This is a genomic window from Pseudomonas sp. FDAARGOS_380 (assembly GCF_002591235.1).
GTDB classification, from domain to species: domain Bacteria; phylum Pseudomonadota; class Gammaproteobacteria; order Pseudomonadales; family Pseudomonadaceae; genus Aquipseudomonas; species Aquipseudomonas salmasensis.
Genome location: NZ_CP023969.1, coordinates 6,198,869 through 6,224,092, shown reverse-complemented (window position 1 = coordinate 6,224,092; position 25,224 = coordinate 6,198,869). Strand labels below are relative to the sequence as shown.

The following is a 25,224-nucleotide window of genomic DNA, read 5'->3' as shown; positions in this document are numbered from 1 at the left end:
CGTTATTCGCTGTGCCCGCTGATGCGTTGGCCCCAGGCAATGGCCGTGGCGGTCAACTGTTGTTCATCCATGCGGGTCAATTGCCGGTCGTCGAGCAATGGCTTGCCGGCGACCCAAAGGTGTTTCACGCAATCGCGCCCGGTGGCATATATAAGCTGTGAGACCGGATCGTAGATCGGTTGTTGCGCCAGCCCGGAAAGATCAAAGGCGACGATGTCGGCTGCCTTGCCGACTTCCAATGAGCCAATCTGGCTGTCCAGGCCCATCGCCCTGGCACCGTTGAGCGTGGCCATGCGCAAGGCGCGGTGGGCATCCAGTGCTGTAGCGGAACCGGCCACGGCCTTGGCCAGCATCGCCGCCGTGCGGGTTTCGCCGAGCAAATCCAGGTCATTGTTGCTGGCGGCGCCGTCGGTGCCGATGGCCACGTTGACGCCAGCCTGCCACAAGCGCTCCACCGGGCAAAAGCCGCTGGCCAGTTTCAGGTTCGATTCCGGGCAGTGAATGACGCTGGTGTTGCTTTCTACCAGTAAAGCCAGGTCGTCTTCGCTGATTTGGGTCATGTGCACGGCCTGAAAGCGCGGGCCCAGCAGGCCGAGGCGAGCCAGGCGCGCCAATGGCCGCTCGCCGGTCTGCTCGACGGCTTGCTGCACTTCGAAGGCGGTTTCGTGAACGTGCATATGGATCACGGCGTCCAGCTCTTCGGCGATCACCCGGATCTTTTCCAGGTTGGCATCGCACACGGTGTAGGGCGCGTGGGGGCCGAAGGTGATCTTGATGCGCGGGTGGTGCTTGAGGTCGCCGAACAGCTCGATACCCTGGCGAATCGCCTCGTCGGCACTGCTGGCGCCGGGAATCGGGAAGTCGAGGATCGGCAACGCGATCTGCGCACGCATACCGCTGTTGTGCACGCAGTCGCTGGCGACCTTGGGGTAGAAATACATGTCCGAAAAGCAGGTGATGCCGCCCTTGATCTGCTCGGCGATGGCCAGGTTGGTGCCGTCGCGCACGAACGCTTCGTCGACCCACTTGGCTTCGGCGGGCCAGATGTGTTTTTCCAGCCATGTCATCAGCGGCAAATCGTCGGCCAGGCCACGGAACAGGGTCATGGCGGCATGGCCGTGGGCATTGATCAGGCCAGGGCTGAGCAGCATACCGGGCAGTTCACGCACCTCGCGCGCTGCCAGCTTCAACGCCGCGTCCCGTGGCCCGATAAAGGCAATGCAGCCATCGCGGATACCCAGGCCATGCTCCTTGAGCACCACGCCAGCGGGCTCGACGGGTACCAGCCAGGTCGGCAGCAGCAACAAGTCGAGCGGGGCGGCAGTGGAGGTCATCGCAGGCTTCTTCCCAGGCAGCTATAAAAGAAGGGCGAAGTATACCCGAGCGTCCTGGCTGGCGGATCGCTATAATCGGCGGCTTTTGTTCATGAGTGCGGGGTAAGGGATGCGCGACCGACTGTTGGCTGCAGAGAAAGTGAAGGCCATCCAATGGCGTGATGGCGCGCTGCACCTGCTCGATCAGCGTGTTTTGCCGTCCCGTGAGCGCTGGGTAGCCTGCGTTACCGTTGAAGCGGTGGCCGACGCCATTCGCACCATGGTGGTGCGTGGCGCGCCGGCTATCGGCATCTGCGCCGCCTATGGCTTGGTGCTCGCTGCCCGCGAGCGCATCGCCGAGGGTGGCGACTGGCAGGCCGCGTGGGAAGAAGACTACGCCTTGCTGGCCCATACTCGACCCACCGCATCGAACTTGTTCTGGGCCTTGCAGCGCATGCGCGACCGCCTCGACCGCCTCAAGCCGCACGCCGACCCGCTGGTGGTGCTGGAAGCCGAAGCCGTCGCGATCCATGAAAGCGACCGGGAGGCCAATGTGGTCATAGCCCAGTTGGGTATGGAGCGGATTCGCAAGCACCAGGGCAACGCCCAGGCGATCCTCACCCATGGCAACGCCGGCGCGTTGGCTTCCGGCGGCGTTGGCACAGCCCTCGGGGTCATTCATGCAGCGTATCTGGAGGGCTTGGTCGAGCAGGTCTATGTCAATGAAACCCGCCCATGGCTGCAAGGCTCGCGCCTGACGGCGTGGGAGTTGGCGGGCCAGGGCATCCCCGTGGCGGTGAATGCCGACTCCGCCGGGGCGCATATCCTCAAGACCAAAGGCGTGACCTGGGTAGTGGTCGGTGCGGACTGTATCGCGGCCAATGGCGATGTGATCAGCAAGATCGGCACTTATCAGCTGGCCGTGTGTGCCATGCACCATGGCGTACGCTTTATGGTGGTGGCGTCGAGTTCGACCCTGGATTTGATGATGGCTACTGGCGATGATGTTGCCCTGGAGCAGCGCGATAGTGGCGAGTTGCTGGAGGTTGATGGGCAGCGGTTGAATGTCGCGGCGTTTAACCCTGTGTTTGATGTGACGCCTGCGGATCTGATTGACGTGATCGTGACTGAAAAGGGCGTGGTGGAGCGGCCGGATGTGGCCAAGTTGGCCAAGTTGATGTGCCGTAAGCGCCTGCATTGAATGTGTCGGTGCCTGTGCGGGCGCTATCGCAGGCAAGCCAGCTCCCACATTTAACGGTGTTCACAAATCAAAGGTGGGAGCTGGCTTGCCTGCGATTGGTCCTTGAAGTCAACAAAACTTCTGCATTCCACCCTCAAAAAAACCACCACCGCGCCTCTGAGCCCCTCTCGTCCCCTTCAAGCCTGTCATCCGTCAAATTACTAGCCTCCATGCGCATCAGGGGGATAGGTGCGTGGCGGCGATTGTGATAACATCCGGCGGTTTCCAGGGCTGCCCCGAGGGGTTGCCTATAACGTGCAGATCCGTGTCATAACTCGTTGATTTGTCGTAAGTCGTTGTCAGGCACCGTGCCGGCAGCGGCGAGCTTCGTTCGTCCCGAATGGATGTGACGAGGTTTCACCCGAAAAAGGAATCAGGCTTCTCATGGGCGAACTGGCCAAAGAAATCCTCCCGGTCAATATCGAAGACGAGCTGAAACAGTCCTACCTCGACTACGCGATGAGCGTAATTGTCGGTCGGGCACTGCCTGATGCGCGCGATGGCTTGAAGCCCGTGCACCGGCGTGTGCTGTTCGCGATGAGCGAGCTGGGTAACGACTGGAACAAGCCGTACAAGAAATCTGCCCGTGTTGTCGGTGACGTGATCGGTAAGTATCACCCTCACGGCGACACTGCGGTGTACGACACCATCGTTCGGATGGCGCAGCCGTTTTCCCTGCGCTACCTGCTGGTAGACGGCCAGGGCAACTTCGGTTCGGTGGACGGCGACAACGCCGCGGCCATGCGATACACCGAAGTGCGCATGACCAAGCTGGCGCACGAGCTGCTGGCCGACCTGCACAAAGAAACCGTGGACTGGGTGCCGAACTACGACGGCACCGAAATGATCCCGGCTGTCATGCCCACCAAGATCCCCAACCTGCTGGTCAACGGTTCCAGCGGTATCGCCGTGGGCATGGCCACCAATATCCCGCCGCACAACCTCGGTGAAGTCATCGACGGTTGCCTGGCCCTTATCGACAACCCTGAGCTGACCGTCGATGAGCTGATGCAATACATCCCCGGCCCGGACTTCCCGACCGCCGCGATCATCAACGGTCGCGCCGGCATCATCGAAGCCTACCGCACCGGTCGCGGGCGCATTTACATGCGTGCCCGCTCGATGATCGAAGACATCGACAAGGTCGGTGGCCGCCAGCAGATCGTCATCACCGAACTCCCGTACCAGCTGAACAAGGCACGCTTGATCGAGAAGATCGCCGAGCTGGTTAAAGAGAAGAAGCTGGAAGGCATCACCGAGCTGCGCGACGAGTCCGACAAAGACGGTATGCGCGTAGTAATCGAGCTGCGCCGTGGCGAAGTGCCTGAGGTGATCCTCAACAACCTCTACGCCCAGACCCAGCTGCAAAGCGTGTTTGGTATCAACGTGGTTGCCCTGATCGACGGCCGCCCGCGCATCCTGAACCTCAAGGACCTGCTGGAAGCCTTCGTGCGTCACCGCCGCGAAGTGGTTACCCGCCGTACCGTGTTCGAACTGCGCAAGGCCCGCGAGCGCGGCCATATCCTGGAAGGCCAGGCGGTTGCGCTGTCGAACATCGACCCGGTGATCGCCCTGATCAAGGCCTCGCCAACCCCGTCGGAAGCCAAGGAAGCGCTGATCAGCACGCCGTGGGAATCCAGCGCCGTAGTGGCCATGGTTGAGCGCGCTGGCGCCGACTCGTGCCGCCCGGAGACCCTGGACCCGCAATACGGTCTGCGTGAAGGCAAGTACTTCCTGTCGCCAGAACAGGCCCAGGCCATCCTGGAACTGCGTCTGCACCGCCTCACCGGCCTTGAGCACGAGAAGCTGCTGGCCGAGTACCAGGAGATCCTCAACCAGATCGGCGAGTTGATCCGCATCCTCAGCAGCGCCGTGCGCCTGATGGAAGTGATCCGCGAAGAACTGGAAGTGATCCGCGCCGAATACGGCGACGTGCGCCGCACCGAAATCCTCGATGCGCGCCTGGACCTGACCCTGGGTGACATGATCCCGGAAGAAGAGCGCGTAGTGACCATCTCCCACGGTGGCTATGCCAAGACCCAGCCATTGGCGGCTTACCAAGCCCAGCGTCGTGGCGGTAAAGGTAAATCGGCTACCGGCGTGAAGGATGAGGACTACATCGCTCACCTGCTGGTCGCCAACAGCCACACCACGCTGCTGCTGTTCTCCAGCAAGGGCAAGGTGTACTGGCTCAAGACCTACGAGATCCCGGAAGCCTCCCGCGCTGCTCGTGGTCGTCCGTTGGTCAACCTGCTGCCGCTGGACAGTGATGAATACATCACCACCATGCTGCCGGTCGAGGAATACACCGAAGGTCACTTCATCTTCATGGCCACCGCTAAAGGCACCGTGAAGAAGACCCCGCTGGAATCCTTCAGCCGTCAACGCAGCGTGGGCCTGATCGCCCTGGAGCTGGACGAAGGCGACGTACTGATTTCCGCAGCCATCACCGACGGCGAACGCGAAGTCATGCTGTTCTCCGATGGCGGCAAGGTCACACGCTTCAAGGAATCCGATGTACGTGCCATGGGCCGTACTGCCCGCGGTGTACGCGGCATGCGCCTGCCAGAAGGGCAGAAGCTGATTTCGATGCTGATCCCGGAAGAAGGCAGCCAGATCCTCACCGCTTCCGAGCGTGGTTATGGCAAGCGCACCGCCATCAGCGAGTTCCCGGAGTACAAGCGTGGCGGCCAGGGCGTGATCGCCATGGTCAGCAACGACCGCAACGGCCGTCTGGTCGGCGCGGTGCAGGTGCTCGATGGCGAGGAAATCATGCTGATTTCCGACCAGGGCACCCTGGTGCGTACCCGTGTGGCCGAGGTCTCGAGCCTGGGCCGTAACACCCAGGGCGTGACCCTGATCAAGCTGGCCAAGGACGAAAAACTGGTCGGCCTGGAGCGTGTGCAGGAGCCTTCGGAAGTCGAAGGTGAAGAGCTCGAAGGTGAGGAATTTGAAGGCGAGGTGATCGCAGCCGGCGATGACAACGTTGACGAGCCAACCCTCGACGCTGCCGCAGACGAAGAAGAACCGCAGGAATAAGCGGACACACAGGGGGCGGATGAAGATTCGCCCCCTTGTTGTTTGTCCGGATGGAAATATCGACAACCATGGAGATCCCTTGTGGGAGCGGGCTTGCTCGCGAAGGCGGACTGACATTCACCGAAGATGGCGCCTGTTAGATCGATTTCGCGAGCAAGCCCGCTCCCACATGGGGTCCGGTGTCGGCTGATATGTTTGCCTGACTACCACCAGATCAGAGTGAGATTGGATGTGAGCAAGAGAGCCTATAACTTCTGTGCCGGTCCCGCGGCGCTTCCTGAAGCAGTCCTGCAGCGTGCGCAGGGTGAACTCCTCGACTGGCATGGAAAAGGCCTCTCCGTGATGGAAATGAGCCATCGCAGCGATGAGTTCGTGTCCATCGCCAACAAGGCCGAGCAGGACCTGCGCGACTTGCTGGACATCCCATCCAATTACAAAGTGCTGTTCCTGCAAGGCGGCGCGAGCCAACAGTTCGCCCAGTTGCCGCTGAACCTGCTGCCCGAAGGCGGCACTGCCGACTATATCGACACCGGTATCTGGGGGCAGAAGGCTATCGAAGAAGCCTCGCGCTATGGCCATGTCAACGTGGCAGGCACCGCCAAGCCCTATGACTACTTCGCCATTCCCGGCCAGAACGAGTGGAAGCTGTCCAAGGACGCGGCCTACGTTCACTACGTCGCGAACGAAACCATCGGCGGCCTGGAATTTGACTGGGTGCCTGAAGTCGGTGACGTGCCACTGGTGTGCGACATGTCCTCGGACATCCTCTCGCGCCCGATCGACGTGTCCAAATACGGCATGATCTACGCCGGCGCGCAGAAGAACATCGGCCCAAGCGGCATCCTGGTCAATATCATCCGCGAAGACCTGCTGGGCCGCGCCCGCTCGCTGTGCCCGACCATGCTCAACTACAAGGTCGCGGCCGATAACGGCTCGATGTACAACACCCCGCCGGCGTTCGCCTGGTACCTGTCGGGCCTGGTGTTCGAATGGCTCAAGGAGCAGGGCGGCGTGGCGGCCATGGGCAAGCTCAACGAAGAGAAGAAGCGCGTCCTGTACGACTTCATCGACGCCAGCGGCCTGTACAGCAACCCGATCAACCTCACTGACCGCTCGTGGATGAACGTGCCGTTCCGCCTGGCTGACGACCGCCTGGACAAGCCGTTCCTGGCTGGTGCCGACGCGCGCGGCCTGTTGAACCTCAAGGGCCACCGCTCGGTAGGTGGCATGCGCGCCTCCATTTATAACGCCGTCGACATCCACGCCATCAATGCGCTGGTTGCCTACATGGCAGAGTTCGAGAAGGAACACGGCTAATGTCTGAGCAAGAACTCAAGGCCCTGCGCGTACGCATTGACAGCCTGGACGAGAAGGTCCTGGAGCTGATCAGTGAACGTGCGCGCTGCGCCCAGGAAGTGGCACGGGTGAAGATGGCGTCCCTCGCCGAAGGCGAAGTGCCGGTGTTCTACCGCCCCGAGCGTGAAGCCCAGGTGCTCAAGCGTGTGATGGAGCGCAACAAAGGGCCGTTGGGCAACGAAGAGATGGCGCGGTTGTTCCGTGAAATCATGTCTTCGTGCCTGGCGCTGGAGCAGCCGCTGAAAGTGGCTTACCTCGGCCCTGAAGGCACCTTCACCCAGGCGGCGGCCATGAAGCACTTCGGCCACGCGGTGATCAGCAAGCCGATGGCGGCTATCGACGAAGTCTTCCGTGAAGTCGCGGCCGGTGCGGTGAATTTTGGCGTGGTGCCGGTGGAAAACTCCACCGAAGGCGCGGTCAACCACACCCTGGACAGCTTCCTTGAGCACGACATGGTCATCTGCGGTGAGGTGGAGCTGCGTATCCACCACCACCTGCTGGTGGGTGAAAACACCAAGACCGACAGCATCAGCCGCATCTACTCCCACGCCCAGTCCCTGGCCCAGTGCCGCAAGTGGCTGGACGCCCATTACCCGAATGTCGAGCGCGTGGCGGTGTCCAGCAACGCCGAAGCGGCCAAGCGGGTCAAGGGTGAGTGGAATTCGGCGGCGATTGCCGGCGATATGGCCGCGGGCCTATACGGCCTGACGCGCCTGGCCGAGAAAATCGAAGACCGCCCGGACAACTCCACGCGCTTTTTGATGATCGGCAGCCAGGAAGTGCCGCCCACCGGCGACGACAAGACCTCGATCATCGTTTCCATGAGCAACAAGCCCGGCGCGCTGCATGAGCTGCTGGTGCCGTTCCACGACAACGGGATTGACCTGACGCGCATCGAGACTCGTCCTTCGCGCAGCGGTAAATGGACCTACGTGTTCTTTATCGACTTCATCGGCCATCACCGCGACCCGCTGGTCAAGGGCGTGCTGGAGAAGATCAGTCAGGAAGCCGTGGCACTCAAGGTGCTGGGCTCTTACCCGAAAGCGGTTTTGTGAGGCTTTGACATGAGTGGCAACTTCCTCGCCCTGGCGCAGCCGGGCGTGCAACAACTTTCGCCTTACGTTCCAGGCAAGCCTGTGGACGAGTTGGCCCGCGAGTTGAATCTGGACCCGTCCAAGATCGTCAAGCTGGCGAGTAACGAAAACCCGCTGGGGCCGAGCCCCAAAGTGTTGGCGGCGATTCGTGAAGAGCTGGCCGAGCTGACCCGTTACCCCGACGGCAACGGTTTTGCCCTCAAGTCGCTGCTGGCGGACAAGTGCCGGGTCGAGTTGAACCAAGTGACCTTGGGCAACGGCTCCAACGACATCCTTGAACTGGTCGGCCGTGCCTACCTGGCGCCAGGTTTGAACGCGGTGTTCAGCGAACACGCGTTTGCGGTCTACCCGATCGTGACCCAGGCGGTGGGGGCGGATGCTCGCGTGATTCCTGCCAAGGACTGGGGCCATGACCTGCCGGCGATGCTGGCAGCCATCGATGCTCAGACTCGCGTGGTGTTTATCGCCAACCCGAACAACCCGACCGGCACTTGGTTTGACGAGCAGGCACTGAACGAATTCCTGCAGGATGTGCCGGAGCACGTGCTGGTCGTGCTGGACGAAGCCTACATCGAGTACGCCGAAGGCAGCGACTTGCCCGACGGCCTGGATTTCCTCGCGGCCTACCCGAACCTGCTGGTGTCGCGTACGTTCTCCAAGGCTTACGGCCTGGCGTCGTTGCGGGTCGGTTATGGCTTGTCCACGCCTGTGGTGGCCGATGTGCTGAACCGCGTGCGCCAGCCGTTCAACGTCAACAGCCTGGCCCTGGCGGCCGCCTGTGCGGCGGTGAAGGATGCCGAATACCTGGAAGAAGGCCGTCGCCTCAATGAAAGCGGCATGCTGCAATTGCAGGAAGGCTTTCGTGAGCTGGGCCTGGGCTGGATTCCGTCCAAGGGCAACTTCATCTGCGTCGACCTCGGCCAAGTGGCCGCGCCGGTGTTCCAGGGCTTGCTGCGCGAGGGCGTGATTGTGCGCCCGGTGGCCAACTACGGCATGCCGAACCACCTGCGTATCACCATCGGTTTGCCGGCTGAGAACAGCCGCTTCCTTGAGGCGCTGGCCAAGGTTCTGGCCCGTGGTTGATGTCACTGCATTGCAACCTGCTGTGCCTATGATCGGTCGCCTGGTGGTAGTCGGCCTGGGGTTGATCGGTGGCTCCTTCGCCAAAGGCCTGCGTGAAAGCGGGCTGTGTGGCGAAGTGGTGGGCGTGGACCTCGACCCGCAATCGCGCAAATTGGCGGTGGAGTTGGGGGTGGTGGACCGCTGTGAGGCGGACCTGGCCGTTGCATGCCAAGGCGCGGATGTGATCCAGCTCGCCGTGCCGATCCTGGCCATGGAGAAATTGCTGGCGGTACTGGCTGGCATGGACCTCGGGCAAGCGATCCTCACCGATGTGGGCAGCGCCAAAGGCAATGTGGTGCGCGCGGCACGATTGGCGTTTGGTGGCATGCCGCCGCGCTTTGTGCCGGGCCACCCCATTGCTGGCTCCGAGCAGAGCGGGGTGGAGGCGTCCAATGCGCAGCTGTTCCGTCGGCATAAGGTCATCCTGACGCCGCTTGCGCAAACCGATCCCACGGCGTTGGCAGTGGTGGATCGTCTCTGGCGCGAGCTGGGCGCGGATGTGGAGCATATGCAGGTCGAGCGTCACGACGAAGTGTTGGCAGCGACCAGTCACTTGCCGCATCTGCTGGCATTTGGCCTGGTGGATTCGCTGGCCAAGCGCAACGAGAACCTCGAGATTTTCCGTTACGCCGCTGGTGGTTTTCGCGATTTCACGCGGATTGCCGGCAGCGATCCGGTGATGTGGCACGACATCTTCCTCGCCAATCGCGAAGCGGTGTTGCGCACCCTGGACACCTTCCGCAGTGACCTCGATGCCTTGCGCGACGCGGTGGATGCGGGAGACGGCCACCAACTGCTGGGCGTGTTCACCCGTGCGCGGGTGGCGCGTGAACATTTCAGCAAGATCCTCGCGCGCCGGGCCTATATGGAAACCGCAGTGAACGCCGATGACCTGACCTTCATCGCCAGCCCGGGTGGCCGCTTGAGCGGGCGCATCCGCGTGCCGGGTGACAAGTCGATCTCTCATCGGTCGATCATGCTGGGTTCGTTGGCCGAGGGTGTGACCGAAGTCGAGGGTTTTCTTGAGGGCGAAGACGCCCTGGCGACCTTGCAGGCCTTTCGCGACATGGGCGTGGTGATCGAGGGGCCGCACCATGGGCGCGTGACCATTCACGGCGTCGGCCTGCAGGGCCTGAAGGCTGCGCCGGGGCCTATCTACGTAGGCAATTCCGGCACATCGATGCGCCTGTTGGCCGGTGTATTGGCGGCGCAGAGCTTCGACAGCGTGCTGACCGGCGATGCTTCGCTGTCCAAGCGCCCGATGAACCGCGTGGCCAAGCCGCTGCGGGAAATGGGCGCGATCATCGAAACCGGGCCGGACGGCCGTCCGCCACTGAGCATTCGTGGCGGGCAATCGCTTAAAGGCTTGAACTATGTACTGCCCATGGCCAGTGCCCAGGTGAAATCCTGCCTGTTATTAGCGGGGTTGTACGCTGAGGGTAAAACCTCGGTGACCGAGCCCGCACCGACCCGCGACCACACCGAGCGCATGCTGCGCGGCTTTGGCTACCCGGTGGCGGTGCAGGGCGCGACGGCGTCACTGGCGTCGGGGCATGGGTTGACCGCTACGCGTATTGAAGTGCCGGGGGACATTTCGTCTTCGGCGTTTTTCCTGGTGGCGGCCTCGATTGCCGAGGGATCCGAGCTGCTGCTGGAGCATGTCGGTATCAACCCGACCCGCACCGGGGTAATCGATATCCTGCGGCTGATGGGGGCTGATATCACCCTCGAAAATCAGCGCGAGGTGGGCGGCGAGCCGGTGGCGGATTTACGTGTGCGTGCCGCCGTGCTCAAGGGTATCGAGATTCCAGCGGCCCTGGTGCCGTTGGCGATTGATGAGTTTCCCGTGCTGTTTATCGCCGCAGCCTGCGCTCAAGGCCGCACCGTTTTACGCGGTGCCGAGGAGCTGCGCCTCAAGGAGTCCGATCGCATCCAGGTAATGGCCGACGGTCTGTTGGCCCTGGGTGTGAAGTGTGAACCCACGCCTGATGGGCTTATCATTGACGGTGGCCCGATGGGCGGCGGTGAAGTGCATGCCCATGGCGATCATCGGATTGCCATGGCGTTCAGTGTGGCTTCCCTGCGGGCGACGGCGCCTATTCGTATCCTTGACTGCGCCAATGTTGCTACGTCTTTTCCGAACTTTCTGACACTGTGTGCCCAAGTCGGCATCCGTGTTGCCCAAGAGGCTCAATTGTGAATATCAAAGCACCGGTGATTACCATCGACGGGCCTAGCGGCTCGGGCAAAGGCACAATCGCTGGCATTCTGGCCAAGCGCCTGGGTTGGTGCCTGCTGGATTCTGGCGCGTTGTACCGCCTGCTGGCGTTTGCTGCGCACAACCATGGTGTGGACCTGACCAACGAAGAATTGCTGACCAAACTTGCCGCCCATCTGGATGTGCAGTTCATTGCGGCGACCGAGGGTCAGCTGCAGCGCATTATTCTGGAAGGTGATGAAGTCAGTGATGTGATTCGCACCGAGAGTATCGGCGCGGGTGCCTCCCAAGTGGCCGCGCTGCCTGCCGTGCGCGAGGCGCTGCTGCAGCGCCAGCGCGCATTCCAGGAAGCGCCGGGCCTGGTGGCCGATGGCCGCGACATGGGCACGGTGGTGTTTCCCGAGGCGCCGCTGAAGATTTTCCTGACCGCCAGCGCCGAGGAACGGGCACGCCGCCGATACTTGCAGTTGAAGGGCAAAGTCGATGGTGTTAGTCTGTCGAGTCTGCTAGATGAGATCCGTGCACGCGATGAGCGTGATACCCAGCGTGCGGTAGCCCCGCTCAAGCCGGCGGCTGACGCCATACAGCTGGATTCCACGGAGTTGTCCATCGAGCAGGTGCTGGAACGCATCATGAGTGAAATCGCCATTCGCGATATCGCCGGGTGATCAAGAAGGCCGCAGGGGACCAGTCATAGTCCTGCGGTGGCTTCTTTTAACTGAAACTGACCCACACCGTCTGGGGTGTGGAGATGGGCGTATTCTTCGCCCTTATCAACAGGAATTAAAATGAGCGAAAGCTTTGCGGAACTCTTTGAAGAAAGCCTAAAAACCCTGAACCTTCAGGCAGGCTCCATCATCACCGGTGTTATCGTTGATATCGATTACCAAGCTCGATGGGTAACCGTTCACGCTGGTCTGAAGTCTGAAGCTCTGATCCCGCTGGAACAGTTCTACAACGATGCTGGTGACCTGACTATCAATGTCGGTGACGAAGTTCACGTTGCTCTGGACTCGGTTGAAGACGGTTTCGGTGAAACCAAGCTGTCCCGTGAAAAAGCCAAGCGCGCTGAATGCTGGATTGTTCTCGAAGCAGCCTTCGCAGCTGAAGAAGTGGTCAAGGGCGTTATCAACGGTAAGGTTAAAGGCGGCTTCACTGTCGACGTTAACGGCATCCGTGCGTTCCTGCCAGGTTCTTTGGTCGACGTTCGTCCAGTGCGCGACACCACGCACCTGGAAGGCAAAGAACTGGAATTCAAAGTCATCAAGCTCGACCAGAAGCGCAACAACGTTGTCGTTTCCCGTCGCAGCGTGCTGGAAGCAGAGAACTCCGCCGAGCGTGAAGCTCTGCTGGAATCCCTGCAGGAAGGCCAACAAGTCAAAGGTATCGTCAAGAACCTCACCGATTACGGCGCATTCGTCGATCTGGGTGGCGTCGATGGCCTGCTGCACATTACCGACATGGCTTGGAAGCGTATCAAGCATCCTTCCGAAATCGTCAACGTTGGCGACGAGATCGATGTAAAGGTTCTGAAGTACGATCGTGAGCGTAACCGCGTTTCCCTGGGCTTGAAGCAGCTGGGCGAAGATCCATGGGTTGCTATCAAAGCTCGTTACCCAGAAAGCACTCGCGTCACCGCGCGTGTTACCAACCTGACCGACTACGGCTGCTTCGCAGAGCTGGAAGAAGGCGTGGAAGGCCTGGTACACGTTTCCGAAATGGACTGGACCAACAAGAACATCCACCCTTCGAAAGTCGTACAAGTCGGCGACGAAGTGGAAGTTATGGTTCTGGACATCGACGAAGAGCGTCGTCGTATCTCCCTGGGCATCAAGCAGTGCAAATCTAACCCGTGGGAAGATTTCTCTGGCCAGTTCAACAAGGGCGATAAAATCTCCGGCACCATCAAGTCGATCACCGATTTCGGTATCTTCATTGGTCTGGACGGCGGCATCGACGGCCTGGTTCACCTGTCCGACATCTCCTGGAACGAAGTTGGCGAAGAAGCTGTTCGTCGTTTCAAGAAGGGCGACGAGCTGGACACCGTTATCCTGTCGGTTGACCCAGAGCGCGAGCGCATCTCCCTGGGCATCAAGCAACTGGAAAGCGATCCGTTCTCCGAGTACGTTCAAGAGAACGACAAAGGCGCCATCGTTAAAGGCACTGTGAAAGAAGTTGACGCCAAAGGCGCCATCATCGTTCTGGCCGACGATATCGAAGCGACTCTGAAAGCCTCCGAAATCAGCCGTGACCGCGTTGAAGACGCGCGCAACGTTCTGAAAGAAGGTCAGGAAGTAGAAGCCAAGATCATCAGCGTTGACCGCAAGAGCCGCGTGATTCAGCTCTCCATCAAGTCGAAAGACGAAGTGGAAGAGAAAGAAGCTATCCAGAGCCTGAAAGAAGCTGCTCCGGAAGCTGCTGCTGACACCACCATGGCGGCACTGCTGCGCCAGGCAATGGCTAAGCAGAACTAAGTTCTGTAAAGCTATAGAAAAAGGGCGACTTCGGTCGCCCTTTTTTGTTGCCTGACGCCTCAACGGTAGGAGCGAGCTCGCTCGCGAAAAACTCACAGACGACACGTTCATTCAGGATTCATGATCGTCCCCACGCTCCGCGTGGGAACGCCTCTTGAGACGCTCTGCGTCTCGTCCGTTAGCGCCAGTGAGGCAGAGCGTCACTGGCTGCATTCCCACGCAGAGCATGGGAACGATCACGATCAAGGGCCTTGCGATGCGAGGCCCTTTTTTTGCCTGAAATTTGATGAAGCAACTGCACCGAACCAAGGCATTCAGCCCAATGTCAGAACTGACTATAGTCTTGAAAACGGCTATTTCGCGTTGCTGACTCAATAAGGGTTTGAATGAACAGGATTATCGTAATACTCGCCTTGCTGGTACTTGCAGGCTGCTCCTCCACCAGCGCCAAGACCCACGCCAAGCGCGGCGTCAGCGGCATCGAGATCGACTGCTCTGGCCTGGGCAACAAGTGGGAAAAGTGCGAGAAGCGCGCCGCCCGTGAGTGCAAGATGCAGGGCTACAAGGTCATTACCCGTTCCAGTGATGCCGAGGACGAAGAGGGCGACTACCTGTTCGGCTGGAACCCTGCTGGCGCGGTGACACGGACCATGTTGGTGATCTGTAAGTAAGGGGTTGACCGCTCGCTGAGCATGTTTATTCAGCCTCAGATAAGTTGACACATGGGCTGTTCAAATTCATCAACTCATGCTAAAACCTTCGGAGCGCTTTTCCTAGCTGCTTGAAAAAGAAGGGAAAAATATGACGAAGTCGGAGTTGATCGAACGAATTGTCACCCATCAAGGGCTGCTCTCATCCAAGGATGTAGAGCTGGCTATCAAGACCATGCTTGAGCAAATGTCCCAATGCCTCGCCACCGGAGACCGCATCGAAATCCGCGGCTTCGGCAGCTTCTCCCTGCACTACCGCGCACCCCGCGTAGGCCGCAACCCAAAAACCGGTCAATCCGTCAGCCTCGACGGCAAATTCGTTCCCCACTTCAAACCGGGCAAGGAATTGCGCGATCGGGTGAACGAAGAAGAGGAAGAAGGCGTCTGAGTGTTTTTGGGGAAGGAGAAGGGTATGCGTGGGGTTAAGCGCGTTGTTGCGGTGTTGATTGCAGTGCTTGCAGCGTTGGTGGTTTTGGCGTTTGTGCTGGAGAACCAGCAGGGCGTGGCACTGTCGTTCCTGGGGTGGAGTACTGCGCAGATGCCGGTGGCGGTGTTTGTGGTGGTGGCTTTGATTGTGGGGATGGTGATTGGGCCGGTGTTGGGGGTGGTTGTGCGTAGGCGTCGGGGTAAGGCGGTGGTTTAGGGTTTAGTTTTAGGAGGATGGGAGGGGCGGTATTGGCGACCGTTTGTCAGAAACCATGCCATGTAGCGCGCTTTGAACTGCCTACCTACCTAGCCCTGTTGGTTACGACAGTTCTCCTAGAAAATCAGAATCGCCTGACAGACATGTCAAGACTTGTAATATGCCAAAGAGATGGCAGAATGGAATCTGTTCTCGATAACAGGCATTTTGTGCGCTCAAAATTTGGCAGAGACGCTGGGTTTTGGCGGTCACCTAATTAGAATAAAAAAACGCAATTTTGTCTGCATAACGAGCCCGCAGTTTCTCTTTGAAGGCAGGTTTTTGTTGTGAGTAGTAGCTTCCGCGCCCCCCCGATTCCTTCGTCCGACGAGATTGATCTCGTTGCGCTTTTTCAGGCTGTCTGGAAGCAGAAAAAGTTAATCATAGCCACTACTGCAAGCGCTGGCCTGGTCGCTGCGGTCTATGCGTTCGTCACGATTCCTCAGTATGAAGTCAGCAGTGTGTTGCGCCCGGCTGCAATCAACGAACTGGATTCTTTGAATCGATCCGAGATTTATACGCTTCCTCCTGGTGATGCTCTTGTCAGAGTGGGCGCGTCGTTGGAGTCTTACGATACCCGATTGGGTTTTTTTCGTTCACACCAGAAGTTGTTCACGGCCTTTGAGCAGCCGGGCAGAACGTTGGAGCAGAGTTTCGAAGAGTTCAACCGCAACTCTATTGAGCTCAGTTTACCTGATCCGAAGAAGGCCAACTCCCTTAGTGCTTATATCAAGCTTGAAATGAGTTATCCGAAAGGCGTCGATGGCGTCGCCATTCTCAACGGCTTCATCGATTACGCGATTGCCACAGAACGTGAGCAGATTGCGGCAGATCTGGATGTTATCGTAAAGAACCGATTGAACGAGCTCAAAGGCAAGATTGATGCTGCCCGCTCTGCCTATGAAGTTGATAAAGAGGCGAAAATTGCGGCCCTCCGGGAAGCGGATAGTCTGCGACGGGCGCAGTTGCAGGATGAGCTCAAGGCATTGCGCGCGCAACTGAAGACTGGGCGCACCGACCGAGTGGCGCAGTTGAACGAAGCTATCGCAATTGCAAGGTCCCTGGGGATCAGGAAGCCCAGTACGCCTTCCGCTTTGGGTGATTCAGACCGTAACGGTTCATCAAGTGTGATGCGCACAGAAATCAACAACCAGCAAATCCCTCTGTATTTCATGGGGGTTGAGGCGCTTGAGGCTGAGCGCGCCGCGTTGATGCAGCGCAAGTCCGATGATTTTACCGAGGGACGCATTGCGCAGATTGCCAAAGAGCTGCAATTGCTCCAATCCAATCGTGAGATTGAAGTGCTCAGTCGTCGTGAAAACGAGGACATGTTCCTCGCAGGCGTTCAGCCGGTGCGTGCCGAGGTGGCCCGGTTGAGTAACCTGAATATTGATATGAGCCGGCTCAAGCTGGTGACGATCGATAAGCAGGCGCTGGAGCCGTTGCGTCCGGTCAAGCCGAAGAAGGTATTGGTTATACTGTTGGGGCTGGTTCTGGGTGGCTTCATCGGGGTTTTCATTGCTGTGATTCGTCAACTCATCAGCACTCGTCAGCCCCAGTCGCAGTCGGTACTACTGTCCGTGCAGCCAGACTCACCGACGATGGTGGGTAGCGATACAGGTTTGAGCAAGCCACAATAAATGACTATGCAACCCGCATTTTATTCTCAGGCGGTGCAGTATCTGATCCCGCAAGGAAACTAGCTTGCAACTTGTTGTCTATAACGCGCGGGGATAAATGGTTCTTGATTTCAGGCCTCATGTGATATCTGAGGTTAGCCGCAGTGACTGGCACTTGAGGGGCTGTCTCCATGCCTGGCAGCATTCATGAAAAAAAGGCAGCGACTCGTAGCGGATGGATCATAATCACGCGAGTCGTTCAGCCTGGCCTGTCCTTCCCGGCGTAAAGTATTGCCTGCGTTTGCTGGGTACAGCTGCAGGCGAGGATTCTATCGTGAAAAAATAAACTTTTATGTTGGCGATTTTGGATGGCAGACCGCAGGCATTGAAATTGCGGTTCAATACCGAGAAGCTACGCGCTATTTTTCACCCGCCTGCCCGCGTGTTGGCCTGGTGTAACACAGATATTTAAGGAAGTTTTACAGACATGACGTACATCAAGCGCAAAGGCATCATCCTCGCTGGCGGCTCTGGGACGCGTTTGCATCCACTGACACTGGGTGTATCCAAGCAAATGTTACCGATTTTCGACAAGCCGATGATTTTCTATCCCCTGTCGGTGTTGATGCTTGCTGGCATGCGCGAAATCTTGATCATCTCTACTCCTGAAGATCTGTCTTGCTTTAAAAAGCTTCTGGGAGACGGCAGTCAGTACGGCATCCAGCTCAGCTATGCCGAGCAGCCAAGTCCAGACGGTCTGGCCCAGGCCTTCCTGATTGGTGAAGCGTTTATTGGTAACGATCCTTGCTGTCTGATCCTTGGCGACAATATTTTCTACGGCCAGCACTTTTCCGACAACTTGCGCTCCGCCATGTCCCAGACATCCGGAGCGACAGTCTTTGGCTATCACGTATCAGACCCTGAGCGTTTTGGTGTTGTTGAGTTCGATGCCACCGGTCGGGCGCTGAGTATCGAAGAAAAACCTTCGCAGCCGAAGTCCAACTACGCAGTAACAGGCTTGTACTTCTACGACAATCGCGTGGTGGACATTGCCAAAAGCATCAAGCCGTCCCCTCGTGGCGAGCTTGAAATTACTGACGTCAACCGCGCCTACCTGGATGACAAGTCGTTGACCGTCGAGATGCTGGGCCGTGGCTTTGCATGGTTGGACACGGGTACTCACGAATCGCTCCTTGAAGCGAGTCATTTCGTCCATACCATCGAGCACCGTCAGGGGCTGAAAGTCGCCTGTCTGGAAGAGATTGCGTTCCATAAAGGCTGGATCACCCCAGAACAGCTTGGGGCCCAAGCAGAGAAGCTGAAGAAGACAGGCTATGGCCAGTATTTGCAGGAACTTCTGGAAGAGGCTTCCAAGGCATGAAACTGATTCAGACTGCTATTCCTGACGTTGTAATCATTGAGCCAAAGATTTTTGGTGATGATCGCGGCTGGTTTATGGAAAGCTTTAACGAAGAACGCTTTCATACAGCGCTTAAAGAGCTAGGATTGTCCATCCCGCGAGCGTTTGTTCAGGATAATCACTCCTGCTCGACAAAGGGCGTGCTCAGGGGCTTGCACTTCCAGCGTGCGCCGCATGCCCAGGGCAAGCTGGTGCGTGTGGTGCGGGGTGCTGCATTTGATGTGGCGGTGGATATTCGGCCTGAGTCCAACACATACCTGCAATGGGTTGGTGTAGAACTCAGCAGCCAAAACAACTTGATGCTGTGGATTCCCGAAGGCTTTGCCCATGGATTTGTTGCGTTGGAAGATGACACGCACTTTTTGTATAAAGCGACAGATTATTACGATAAAGACTCTGAAGGGTCGGTTCATTGGAGTGACGTAAGGCTTGGGATAAATTGGCCTGCGATCGGCGGCTTTAACGTTAGCGATAAAGATGACAAGGCTCCGACATCCGATAGCCTGTCGGAGAAGCAAGCATGAGTTTGATCAGGTTTTTGGATATCACCTCAAAAGGTGATGAGCGTGGCCAGCTGGTTGCACTGGAATATGAAAATGATATTCCGTTTGAAATTAAGCGCGTTTATTACCTCACCGAAACAAAAGAAGGTGTTCCGCGCGGGTTTCATGCGCACAAGGAACTGATGCAGGTAGCCGTATGTGTATCTGGGCGCTGTCTGATGAAGCTTGATGATGGTGTGAATAAGGAGGAAGTGTGGCTGGATGCTCCTGACAAGGCTATCATTATCGACCGGATGATCTGGCGAGAAATGCATGAGTTTAGTTCGAATTGCGTATTGCTGGTGTTAGCAAGTGCTGTTTATGACGAACGTGACTATATAAGGGATTATTCAGTGTTTAAAAGCCTGGTTAATCAATCCTGAAATATAGAGAATATGCTAAAATGGCCGGCTGATTAAGTCGATAGTTGAAACGGTCTCTAGCTCTGTCAAAGTAAACGAGTGTTTGGTAAATGATAAAATTTCTTGATTTGAAGTCTGTGAATGATCTCTGTCGCGATGAGCTGGTAGCCGCTTGTACACGCGTTGTTGATTCCGGTTGGTATATCGGTGGGAAAGAACTCCAGACATTCGAGCATGAGTTTGCCCAGTATTGTGGCGCCGAGCATTGCATTGGCGTTGCCAACGGACTGGATGCCCTGGTACTGGTCATTCGTGCGTGGAAAGAGCTGGGCCGCCTCAGTGACGGTGATGAGGTTCTCGTTCCGTCCAATACCTATATCGCCAGCATCCTTGCCATTTCGGAAAACGGCTTGGTTCCGGTGTTGGTTGAGCCTGATCCAAAGACTTTCAACATTTGCCCCGTCAATGCAAAAGCCGCGATTACATCAAAAACCAAGATGATCCTACCTGTTCACCTCTATGGTCGACTGGCTGATATGCTGAACCTCATGGAGCTTGCCCGTTCCCATGATTTGTTGGTCCTAGAAGATTCGGCGCAAGCGCATGGTGCGATGATCGATGGGAAGAAGGCCGGGAGCTGGGGGCATGCGTCCGGATTCAGCTTCTATCCTGGAAAAAATCTCGGCGCACTGGGTGATGCTGGGGCAGTCACGACCAATGATGAGGTCTTGGCCAAGACGGTTCGTGCGTTGGGCAACTACGGATCTCATGAGAAATACAAAAACGTATATCGTGGCGTGAATAGCCGGCTTGATGAAATACAGGCCGCGTGTTTGTCGGTTAAGTTAAAACATTTGGACAAACAAACCGCCTATCGTCGTGAGCTCGCTGAGCTGTATAGCCGTTCGATCACCAACCCGGCGATTACCTTACCTGTGGCTACGGCATTCAACGCCTCAACCAATGAATGCCATGTTTGGCATGTCTACACGGTGCTCTGTGCTCAGCGAGATAATCTTCAAGCCCACCTTGCGGCCCAAGGTATTCAGACGCTCATCCATTATCCGATACCGCCTCATCTCCAGCAGGCATATGCTGAACTGAAGGATCAACAGCTACCGATATCGACGCAGATACATGAGCAGATTCTCAGTTTGCCAATCGGCCCCACGCTGTCGGTAGAGGAGGCTCGGGGTGTCATCGAAGCCTGCAATAGCTTTAGACCGGCCGCTGTATGAATCTTGTTCGGACCAGCTTGTTAAATGGTATTGCAGTTGCCATTAAAATGCTTACCTTGCTGGGCCTTAACAAAATCTTGGCGATCTATGTGGGGCCTGCTGGATATGCTGCGATAGGGCAGTTTCAAAACGCGCTGCAAGTGATCACGATATTTACCGGTGGCGCGATTACCAATGGCGTTGTCAAATACACTGCGCAATATCATGAGCAGCCTGAGCAGCAGATAAAATTGTGGAAAACAGCAGGGTTTGTAGCGATTCTGGGGAGTCTTATTGTTGCGGTGCTTGTTACTTTTTTTAATAAAGAGCTTGCGTCGTTATTCCTGAAAGATGCTGCGTTGAGTGGTGTTTTTCTTTGGTTTGCCGGTGTCGTAGTTTTTTTCTCGCTAAATATATTATTACTGGCGATACTGAACGGTCGAAAGGAAATCGTACTGTATATCGTGGCTAATATAGCCGGTAGCTTCTTGTCATTTTGGGTGACTTTTTACCTGGCTACCAGCTTTGGTCTGTACGGTGCGCTGGTGGCCTTGGTAGTTTATCAATCTATCAGTTTTGTCGTGACTTTATTGTTATGCCTGAGAACACACTGGTTTAAGCTTTCCTTCTTGTTTGGATGCCCCGATAAACAGATTGCGAAAAAGCTGTTTGCCTTTTTCTTGATGGCGGTCGTTTCTGCCGCATGTGCGCCTCTGGCACAGATGTTGGTTCGCAATCATATTGGGACAGTGTACGGCTGGGAGATGGCTGGTTATTGGGAAGCCATGTGGCGTCTAAGTGCCGCTTATCTTTTGCTGGTAACGACTACATTGAGTGTCTATTACCTGCCAAAACTTTCTGAGCTGAAAACGGCGGCCGAGGTTAAAGCCGAAATTATCCAGGGTTATAAACTGATTTTTCCGGTTGCCCTGTTAGCTGCTGCTGCAATGTATGTGCTGCGAGACTTCGTCGTGGCTGTACTCTTTACCTCTGATTTTTATCCTGTCCGAATGTTCTTTGCCGGACAAGTAGTGGGTGATTGCCTGAAGATATTCAGCTGGATTATGGCGTATGTCATGCTGAGCCGGGCCATGGTCAAGGTTTTTATTACCACTGAAATTATATTTTGCGTTTCCTTGTACTTGTTGACCATGGCGTTCACGCAATGGTGGGGGGTCGAGGCTGCTACCTGGGCTTATGCGGTAAATTACGCGGTGTATAGTCTGGTCATGTATATTTTTGTCTACCTAAGGCTTGATGATTATTTTTATAAGAAGCTGGAACACCACGCTTGAAAAAACTATTTAAGGATTTTGAAGTTGCCATTCGTGAGACGGCTGATCTGAATCAGGCGCTCACGTTGGCAAGTGCTTATGGCAACCTGCTCTGGTTTGCGGATGTAGGGATTCATGATGCTCCACTTGTCGAGGCTGACCTGATTGAACGCAGCCTCTCGATAGCGGGCACAAACTTCGTAGCAACATCCAATGAGCGTGGAGGGGTTTTGCATGTCGTGAGCGAGCCCTTCATGACTGGTGGGCATACGAGGTTAATGGAAAAACTGGCCTCCATGCATGCCGAGCCTGCCGATCTGTTGATCTCACGGCATGCGACGCCAGATGCCAAGGCCTGGGTTTGCAGATTTTTTGCTGATACCAGAGTTGTTAGTGCTACGTTTCCTGTTGATGCGCTGACGGAGATGGTGTGTCTATTGTTGAGTTATGAAAAAGCCGTACTGCATATCCATCCTGACGATATTCTGGTCGTCATTGCGTGCGGAGTCGCAAAACGAATTTCTGGGCTTGAGGTATTTTTTGTCAATCATGCCGACCACGTTTTCTCCTATGGGAGTTCAGTTGCTGACTATTACTTCGAACTCAGTGGACACGGCTGCCGCTTTGATTTGACCAAGCGTATTCAGGGGCGCAAGAGCTTCCTGGGTATCCCGGTGAACATCCCGCACGGGAAGATGGCCATTGATTTCAAACCCACGAAGCAGGCCCCGTTGCTTTTCGTTTCTGCAGGTTCGGATATCAAGTACAAGCCTCGTAAAGGCTTCAGTATTTTCAAATTGATAGCGCGTATTCTTGATGACTACCCCGCCTCGACATTCTTGGTTATCGGCAGTGATATCAAAAAAGCATTCTGGTGGTGGCCCTTAAAGCTGAAATATCGCTCCCGGCTGAGTATCAGGACTCACCTTGATTTTCAAGAGTACAGCGAACTGGTCAGTAAGGCGGACTTTTACGTCGACAGCCATCCGCTACCCGGAGGAACCGCATTTGCGGAGCAGTTCGTCAAAGGGCAGAGGTGTGTTGGGTTGATCTCCCCGATCCGCGGTTACTCACCGGCGGACAGGCTTAAGCGAATCGATATCAATGCTGTCATGGACTCTATAGCGGACTATCGGTACGACGAAGAGGTGCTTTTTGCTATTGAGAAAGTTAATGCCTATGACTCGGTAAAGGAGCGCTATCTGAGGTGTCTGTACGACGGGCAGGCTTACGCTAATCTATTGGATTCAAACGGTGACTGGCCTGGAGATAGCGCTTTTTTCGAGGAAGAGAAAGGTTCCTTAAAAGCGGACATTGCTTTGGACACATTTTTACTATTTTTCAGGCTTCAGCGCACCCTGGCCCTTCGCTTGTTTGTAGCGTTATCTATGGGGAAAAAAATAAAATTGCTAGCGAAGATGATCTTGGCGAGGAAAGTCCGATGAATGTTATTTTTGTTGGGCAAGAGTGGGTTTCCAATGAGTAGTCGGATTGTAAGTTGGCTTTTGTTCTTCTATTGCCTGTCAACCGTGCTGCTGCCGGTATTTATACTGAATAAATTGTTTTTTATACCACTTTTCTTGACGGCGATTTATGTTTTGTTGACTAGGCCAATTAAAACCCTTGCGCCACTTGTTGGTTTTTCGATTTTTTTATACGGTTTTTTTCTCGGGTTAATAGGCAGCACAGATGCTGATTATTCCCGGCAAATGCTTTTGGGCGCTGTTTCACTGTTTCTGATTTATTCTGTTGTCGAATTTAGGGTGAATGTGGGGACGATTGTCAAGGCGGTAGGCGCTATCTTTGCGCTTATCATGTGTGCTTTTTCTTCTGTGTTGATGGCTGAGCCGGGATCATCATTGAGCGGGGCGTTGCTTGACTTTTACAATGTCAATGAACTTGGTTACTACGGGTTACGTAGTTTTGGCGGGTTGGATATGTTTATGCTTCATCATCGATCCTCACCGTTTCTATTACTTCCATTGTCACTATTTTTTCTTGATTTTCTACAAATAAAACGCCTCTGGTCTCTATTTTTTGTGGCTGTTATTTTAATGGCTGTGATCTGGTCTGCCTCTAGGGGGTTGATCGTGATGGCGGCTGTTTCCATGTTAATACTTTATTTTTATAACAAAAGTTGGTCTGCTCGGCTGTTGATGTTGTGTATCTTGGTGCCGGTAATTATTCTGGGTATGGGTTACTTGCTAACAGAAACCAGTATGTTTAGCTCCGACGAGCAATCGAATAATATAAAAATTGGCCACATACTGTCGTTCCTGAGTGTGGCGGATTGGAAGATGCTAGTGTTCGGTAATGGTTTGGGGTCGTATTATTATACCGAAGGTTATGGCGAATTGGCTGCCCAAACTGAAATTACCTGGATGGATTCTATTCGGTATGTTGGGCTTCCATTGTCGCTTTTGTTGTTTTATGTGCTGCTTTTTCCTAATCGAAGATATATAGCGAGTGCGCAAAGCTCTTCCAGTCGTTTGATAATATTCATGTATCTGTTGATGTCATTAAGCAATCCCATTCTTTTCAACTCATTCGGGTTTCTAGTAATATTGTGGTACTGGTCTGTCGTGATTAAAAATCAAGAACCTTTGGCGTTGCACGCTGGAGTCAGGAGGTAAGTTGGATACTGTTGCAGCAATAGTCGTCGGTTATAATCCCGATATTGAGGTTCTTGATGAGTTGCTGACTTCCTTGGCAGCACAGGTTGAGTTTTTGGTGTTGGTCGATAACGGTGGGAGTGAGTCATTCTTGGCGCAAGCGCCTGAAGTGCGCGCGCGGGTCAACTATGTTTCGCTCAATGGCAACAAGGGGTTGGGCGCCGCGCTCAATATCGGCTTTGCAATGGCAATTGAGGCGGGTATGCAATACGTCGTGACGTTCGACCAGGACAGTCACGCCGAACCTGATCTTATTGCTCGGTTGTATCAGGCGATGATCAGCGCCAAGGCAAAGGATGCCTGTTGCATTGCTGTCAGTCCGGCGTTTTTTGATCGCCGCGATGGAAAGAAAATCAACTTCCCTTTTTACAGCTCCATCGGCGATGTTATCAAGCCGGTTTTCAGTTCTGACGATGAGCACGGTCTCGTGAAGGCTGATGCGCTGATTACTTCGGGTATGTTCATCAGTACTCGAGCGTGGATCGAAGGTGTTCGCTATGACGAAGGGATGTTCGTTGACTTTACGGATACGGAATGGTGTTTTCGGGTTTGTGACAAGGGCTATACGTTGTACGGTTGCCTGAATGTGGAAATGGGGCATGCATTGTCTGATGCTCCGCCCGTAAAAATTTTTGGCTTGAGTTTTTTCAGATACTCACCTGTGCGTCGTTATTTTTTCTTTCGTAATACTGTCGCTGTTTGCCGTATGCGACATACTCCGACTTGTTGGAAAAAGCGTTTGCTGTCTGCGCTGATACTGCGTTTTTTCGTTAACCTGTTGATTGATGACAGTAAGCTCAAATCACTGAAAATGATGATCCGTGGCGTAAGTCATGGCTGGCAGAAGAAGTTGGGCGGGGTGCGTTGAAT

Annotated in this window: 21 protein-coding genes; 20 read left to right on the top strand and 1 reads right to left on the bottom strand. The window is 55.7% G+C overall.

The window, feature by feature from the left end; genetic code table 11:
- Positions 1-2: 2 nt before the first annotated feature.
- Positions 3-1,334 (bottom strand): TRZ/ATZ family hydrolase, encoded by a 1,332-nt coding sequence (locus CRN80_RS28935; RefSeq protein WP_098952354.1) that lies wholly within the window; start codon positions 1,332-1,334, stop codon positions 3-5.
- Positions 1,335-1,443: 109 nt separating this feature from the next.
- On the opposite strand from CRN80_RS28935, the gene mtnA reads away from it, so the two are divergent.
- The 20 genes from mtnA to CRN80_RS28835 all read left to right on the top strand — a co-directional run bounded on the left by mtnA (position 1,444) and on the right by CRN80_RS28835 (position 25,222).
- The gene (mtnA, locus tag CRN80_RS28930) at positions 1,444-2,514 is read left to right on the top strand and encodes an S-methyl-5-thioribose-1-phosphate isomerase (protein ID WP_098952352.1); all 1,071 of its coding nucleotides are present in this window, start codon (positions 1,444-1,446) and stop codon (positions 2,512-2,514) included.
- 423 nt (positions 2,515-2,937) lie between these two features.
- Positions 2,938-5,592 carry a DNA gyrase subunit A gene (gene gyrA, locus CRN80_RS28925; RefSeq protein WP_032892792.1) on the top strand — a complete coding sequence of 885 codons (2,655 nt, stop codon included), beginning with the start codon at positions 2,938-2,940 and terminating at the stop codon, positions 5,590-5,592.
- Between the two features lie 231 nt (positions 5,593-5,823).
- Complete coding sequence (serC, locus tag CRN80_RS28920) at positions 5,824-6,909, top strand: 3-phosphoserine/phosphohydroxythreonine transaminase (RefSeq protein WP_044272959.1); 1,086 nt, start codon at positions 5,824-5,826, stop codon at positions 6,907-6,909.
- Complete coding sequence (gene pheA, locus CRN80_RS28915) at positions 6,909-8,003, top strand: prephenate dehydratase (RefSeq protein ID WP_003172650.1); 1,095 nt, start codon at positions 6,909-6,911, stop codon at positions 8,001-8,003. The genes serC and pheA overlap by 1 nt, the downstream gene beginning before the upstream one ends.
- Positions 8,004-8,012: 9 nt before the next feature.
- Positions 8,013-9,125: a histidinol-phosphate transaminase gene (gene hisC / locus CRN80_RS28910; RefSeq protein ID WP_003189769.1), complete on the top strand. Its 1,113-nt coding sequence runs from the start codon at positions 8,013-8,015 to the stop codon at positions 9,123-9,125.
- Between the two features lie 28 nt (positions 9,126-9,153).
- On the top strand, positions 9,154-11,364 hold the full coding sequence (locus tag CRN80_RS28905) for a bifunctional prephenate dehydrogenase/3-phosphoshikimate 1-carboxyvinyltransferase (protein ID WP_256588893.1): 2,211 nt from the start codon (positions 9,154-9,156) through the stop codon (positions 11,362-11,364).
- The gene (cmk, locus tag CRN80_RS28900) at positions 11,361-12,050 is read left to right on the top strand and encodes a (d)CMP kinase (RefSeq protein ID WP_003189772.1); all 690 of its coding nucleotides are present in this window, start codon (positions 11,361-11,363) and stop codon (positions 12,048-12,050) included. The genes CRN80_RS28905 and cmk overlap by 4 nt, the downstream gene beginning before the upstream one ends.
- Positions 12,051-12,170: 120 nt before the next feature.
- Entirely contained in the window at positions 12,171-13,856 is a 1,686-nt protein-coding gene (gene rpsA, locus CRN80_RS28895; protein ID WP_003189774.1) for a 30S ribosomal protein S1, read from the top strand.
- Between the two features lie 386 nt (positions 13,857-14,242).
- Complete coding sequence (locus tag CRN80_RS28890) at positions 14,243-14,527, top strand: hypothetical protein (RefSeq protein ID WP_003189775.1); 285 nt, start codon at positions 14,243-14,245, stop codon at positions 14,525-14,527.
- 130 nt (positions 14,528-14,657) lie between these two features.
- Positions 14,658-14,954 carry an integration host factor subunit beta gene (gene ihfB / locus CRN80_RS28885; protein ID WP_003189779.1) on the top strand — a complete coding sequence of 99 codons (297 nt, stop codon included), beginning with the start codon at positions 14,658-14,660 and terminating at the stop codon, positions 14,952-14,954.
- Positions 14,955-14,978: 24 nt separating this feature from the next.
- Positions 14,979-15,209, top strand: coding sequence for a lipopolysaccharide assembly protein LapA domain-containing protein (locus tag CRN80_RS28880; RefSeq protein WP_003189781.1), 231 nt, complete (start codon positions 14,979-14,981; stop codon positions 15,207-15,209).
- A gap of 326 nt (positions 15,210-15,535) precedes the next feature.
- Entirely contained in the window at positions 15,536-16,888 is a 1,353-nt protein-coding gene (locus CRN80_RS28875) for a Wzz/FepE/Etk N-terminal domain-containing protein (RefSeq protein ID WP_098952349.1), read from the top strand.
- Between the two features lie 466 nt (positions 16,889-17,354).
- Complete coding sequence (rfbA, locus tag CRN80_RS28870) at positions 17,355-18,248, top strand: glucose-1-phosphate thymidylyltransferase RfbA (protein ID WP_098952347.1); 894 nt, start codon at positions 17,355-17,357, stop codon at positions 18,246-18,248.
- Positions 18,245-18,811 carry a dTDP-4-dehydrorhamnose 3,5-epimerase gene (gene rfbC, locus CRN80_RS28865; protein WP_098952345.1) on the top strand — a complete coding sequence of 189 codons (567 nt, stop codon included), beginning with the start codon at positions 18,245-18,247 and terminating at the stop codon, positions 18,809-18,811. The genes rfbA and rfbC overlap by 4 nt, the downstream gene beginning before the upstream one ends.
- Positions 18,808-19,212, top strand: a complete 405-nt coding sequence (locus CRN80_RS28860) for an FdtA/QdtA family cupin domain-containing protein (RefSeq protein WP_098952343.1) — start codon at positions 18,808-18,810, stop codon at positions 19,210-19,212. The genes rfbC and CRN80_RS28860 overlap by 4 nt, the downstream gene beginning before the upstream one ends.
- 89 nt (positions 19,213-19,301) lie before the next feature.
- Complete coding sequence (locus CRN80_RS28855; RefSeq protein ID WP_098952341.1) at positions 19,302-20,429, top strand: DegT/DnrJ/EryC1/StrS aminotransferase family protein; 1,128 nt, start codon at positions 19,302-19,304, stop codon at positions 20,427-20,429.
- Positions 20,426-21,703 (top strand): O-antigen translocase, encoded by a 1,278-nt coding sequence (locus tag CRN80_RS28850; RefSeq protein ID WP_098952340.1) that lies wholly within the window; start codon positions 20,426-20,428, stop codon positions 21,701-21,703. The genes CRN80_RS28855 and CRN80_RS28850 overlap by 4 nt, the downstream gene beginning before the upstream one ends.
- The gene (locus tag CRN80_RS28845; RefSeq protein ID WP_098952338.1) at positions 21,700-23,127 is read left to right on the top strand and encodes a group 1 glycosyl transferase; all 1,428 of its coding nucleotides are present in this window, start codon (positions 21,700-21,702) and stop codon (positions 23,125-23,127) included. The genes CRN80_RS28850 and CRN80_RS28845 overlap by 4 nt, the downstream gene beginning before the upstream one ends.
- Complete coding sequence (locus tag CRN80_RS28840) at positions 23,128-24,315, top strand: hypothetical protein (protein WP_098952336.1); 1,188 nt, start codon at positions 23,128-23,130, stop codon at positions 24,313-24,315.
- A gap of 1 nt (position 24,316) precedes the next feature.
- Positions 24,317-25,222: a glycosyltransferase family 2 protein gene (locus CRN80_RS28835; RefSeq protein WP_169918661.1), complete on the top strand. Its 906-nt coding sequence runs from the start codon at positions 24,317-24,319 to the stop codon at positions 25,220-25,222.
- The last annotated feature ends 2 nt before the right edge of the window (positions 25,223-25,224 follow it).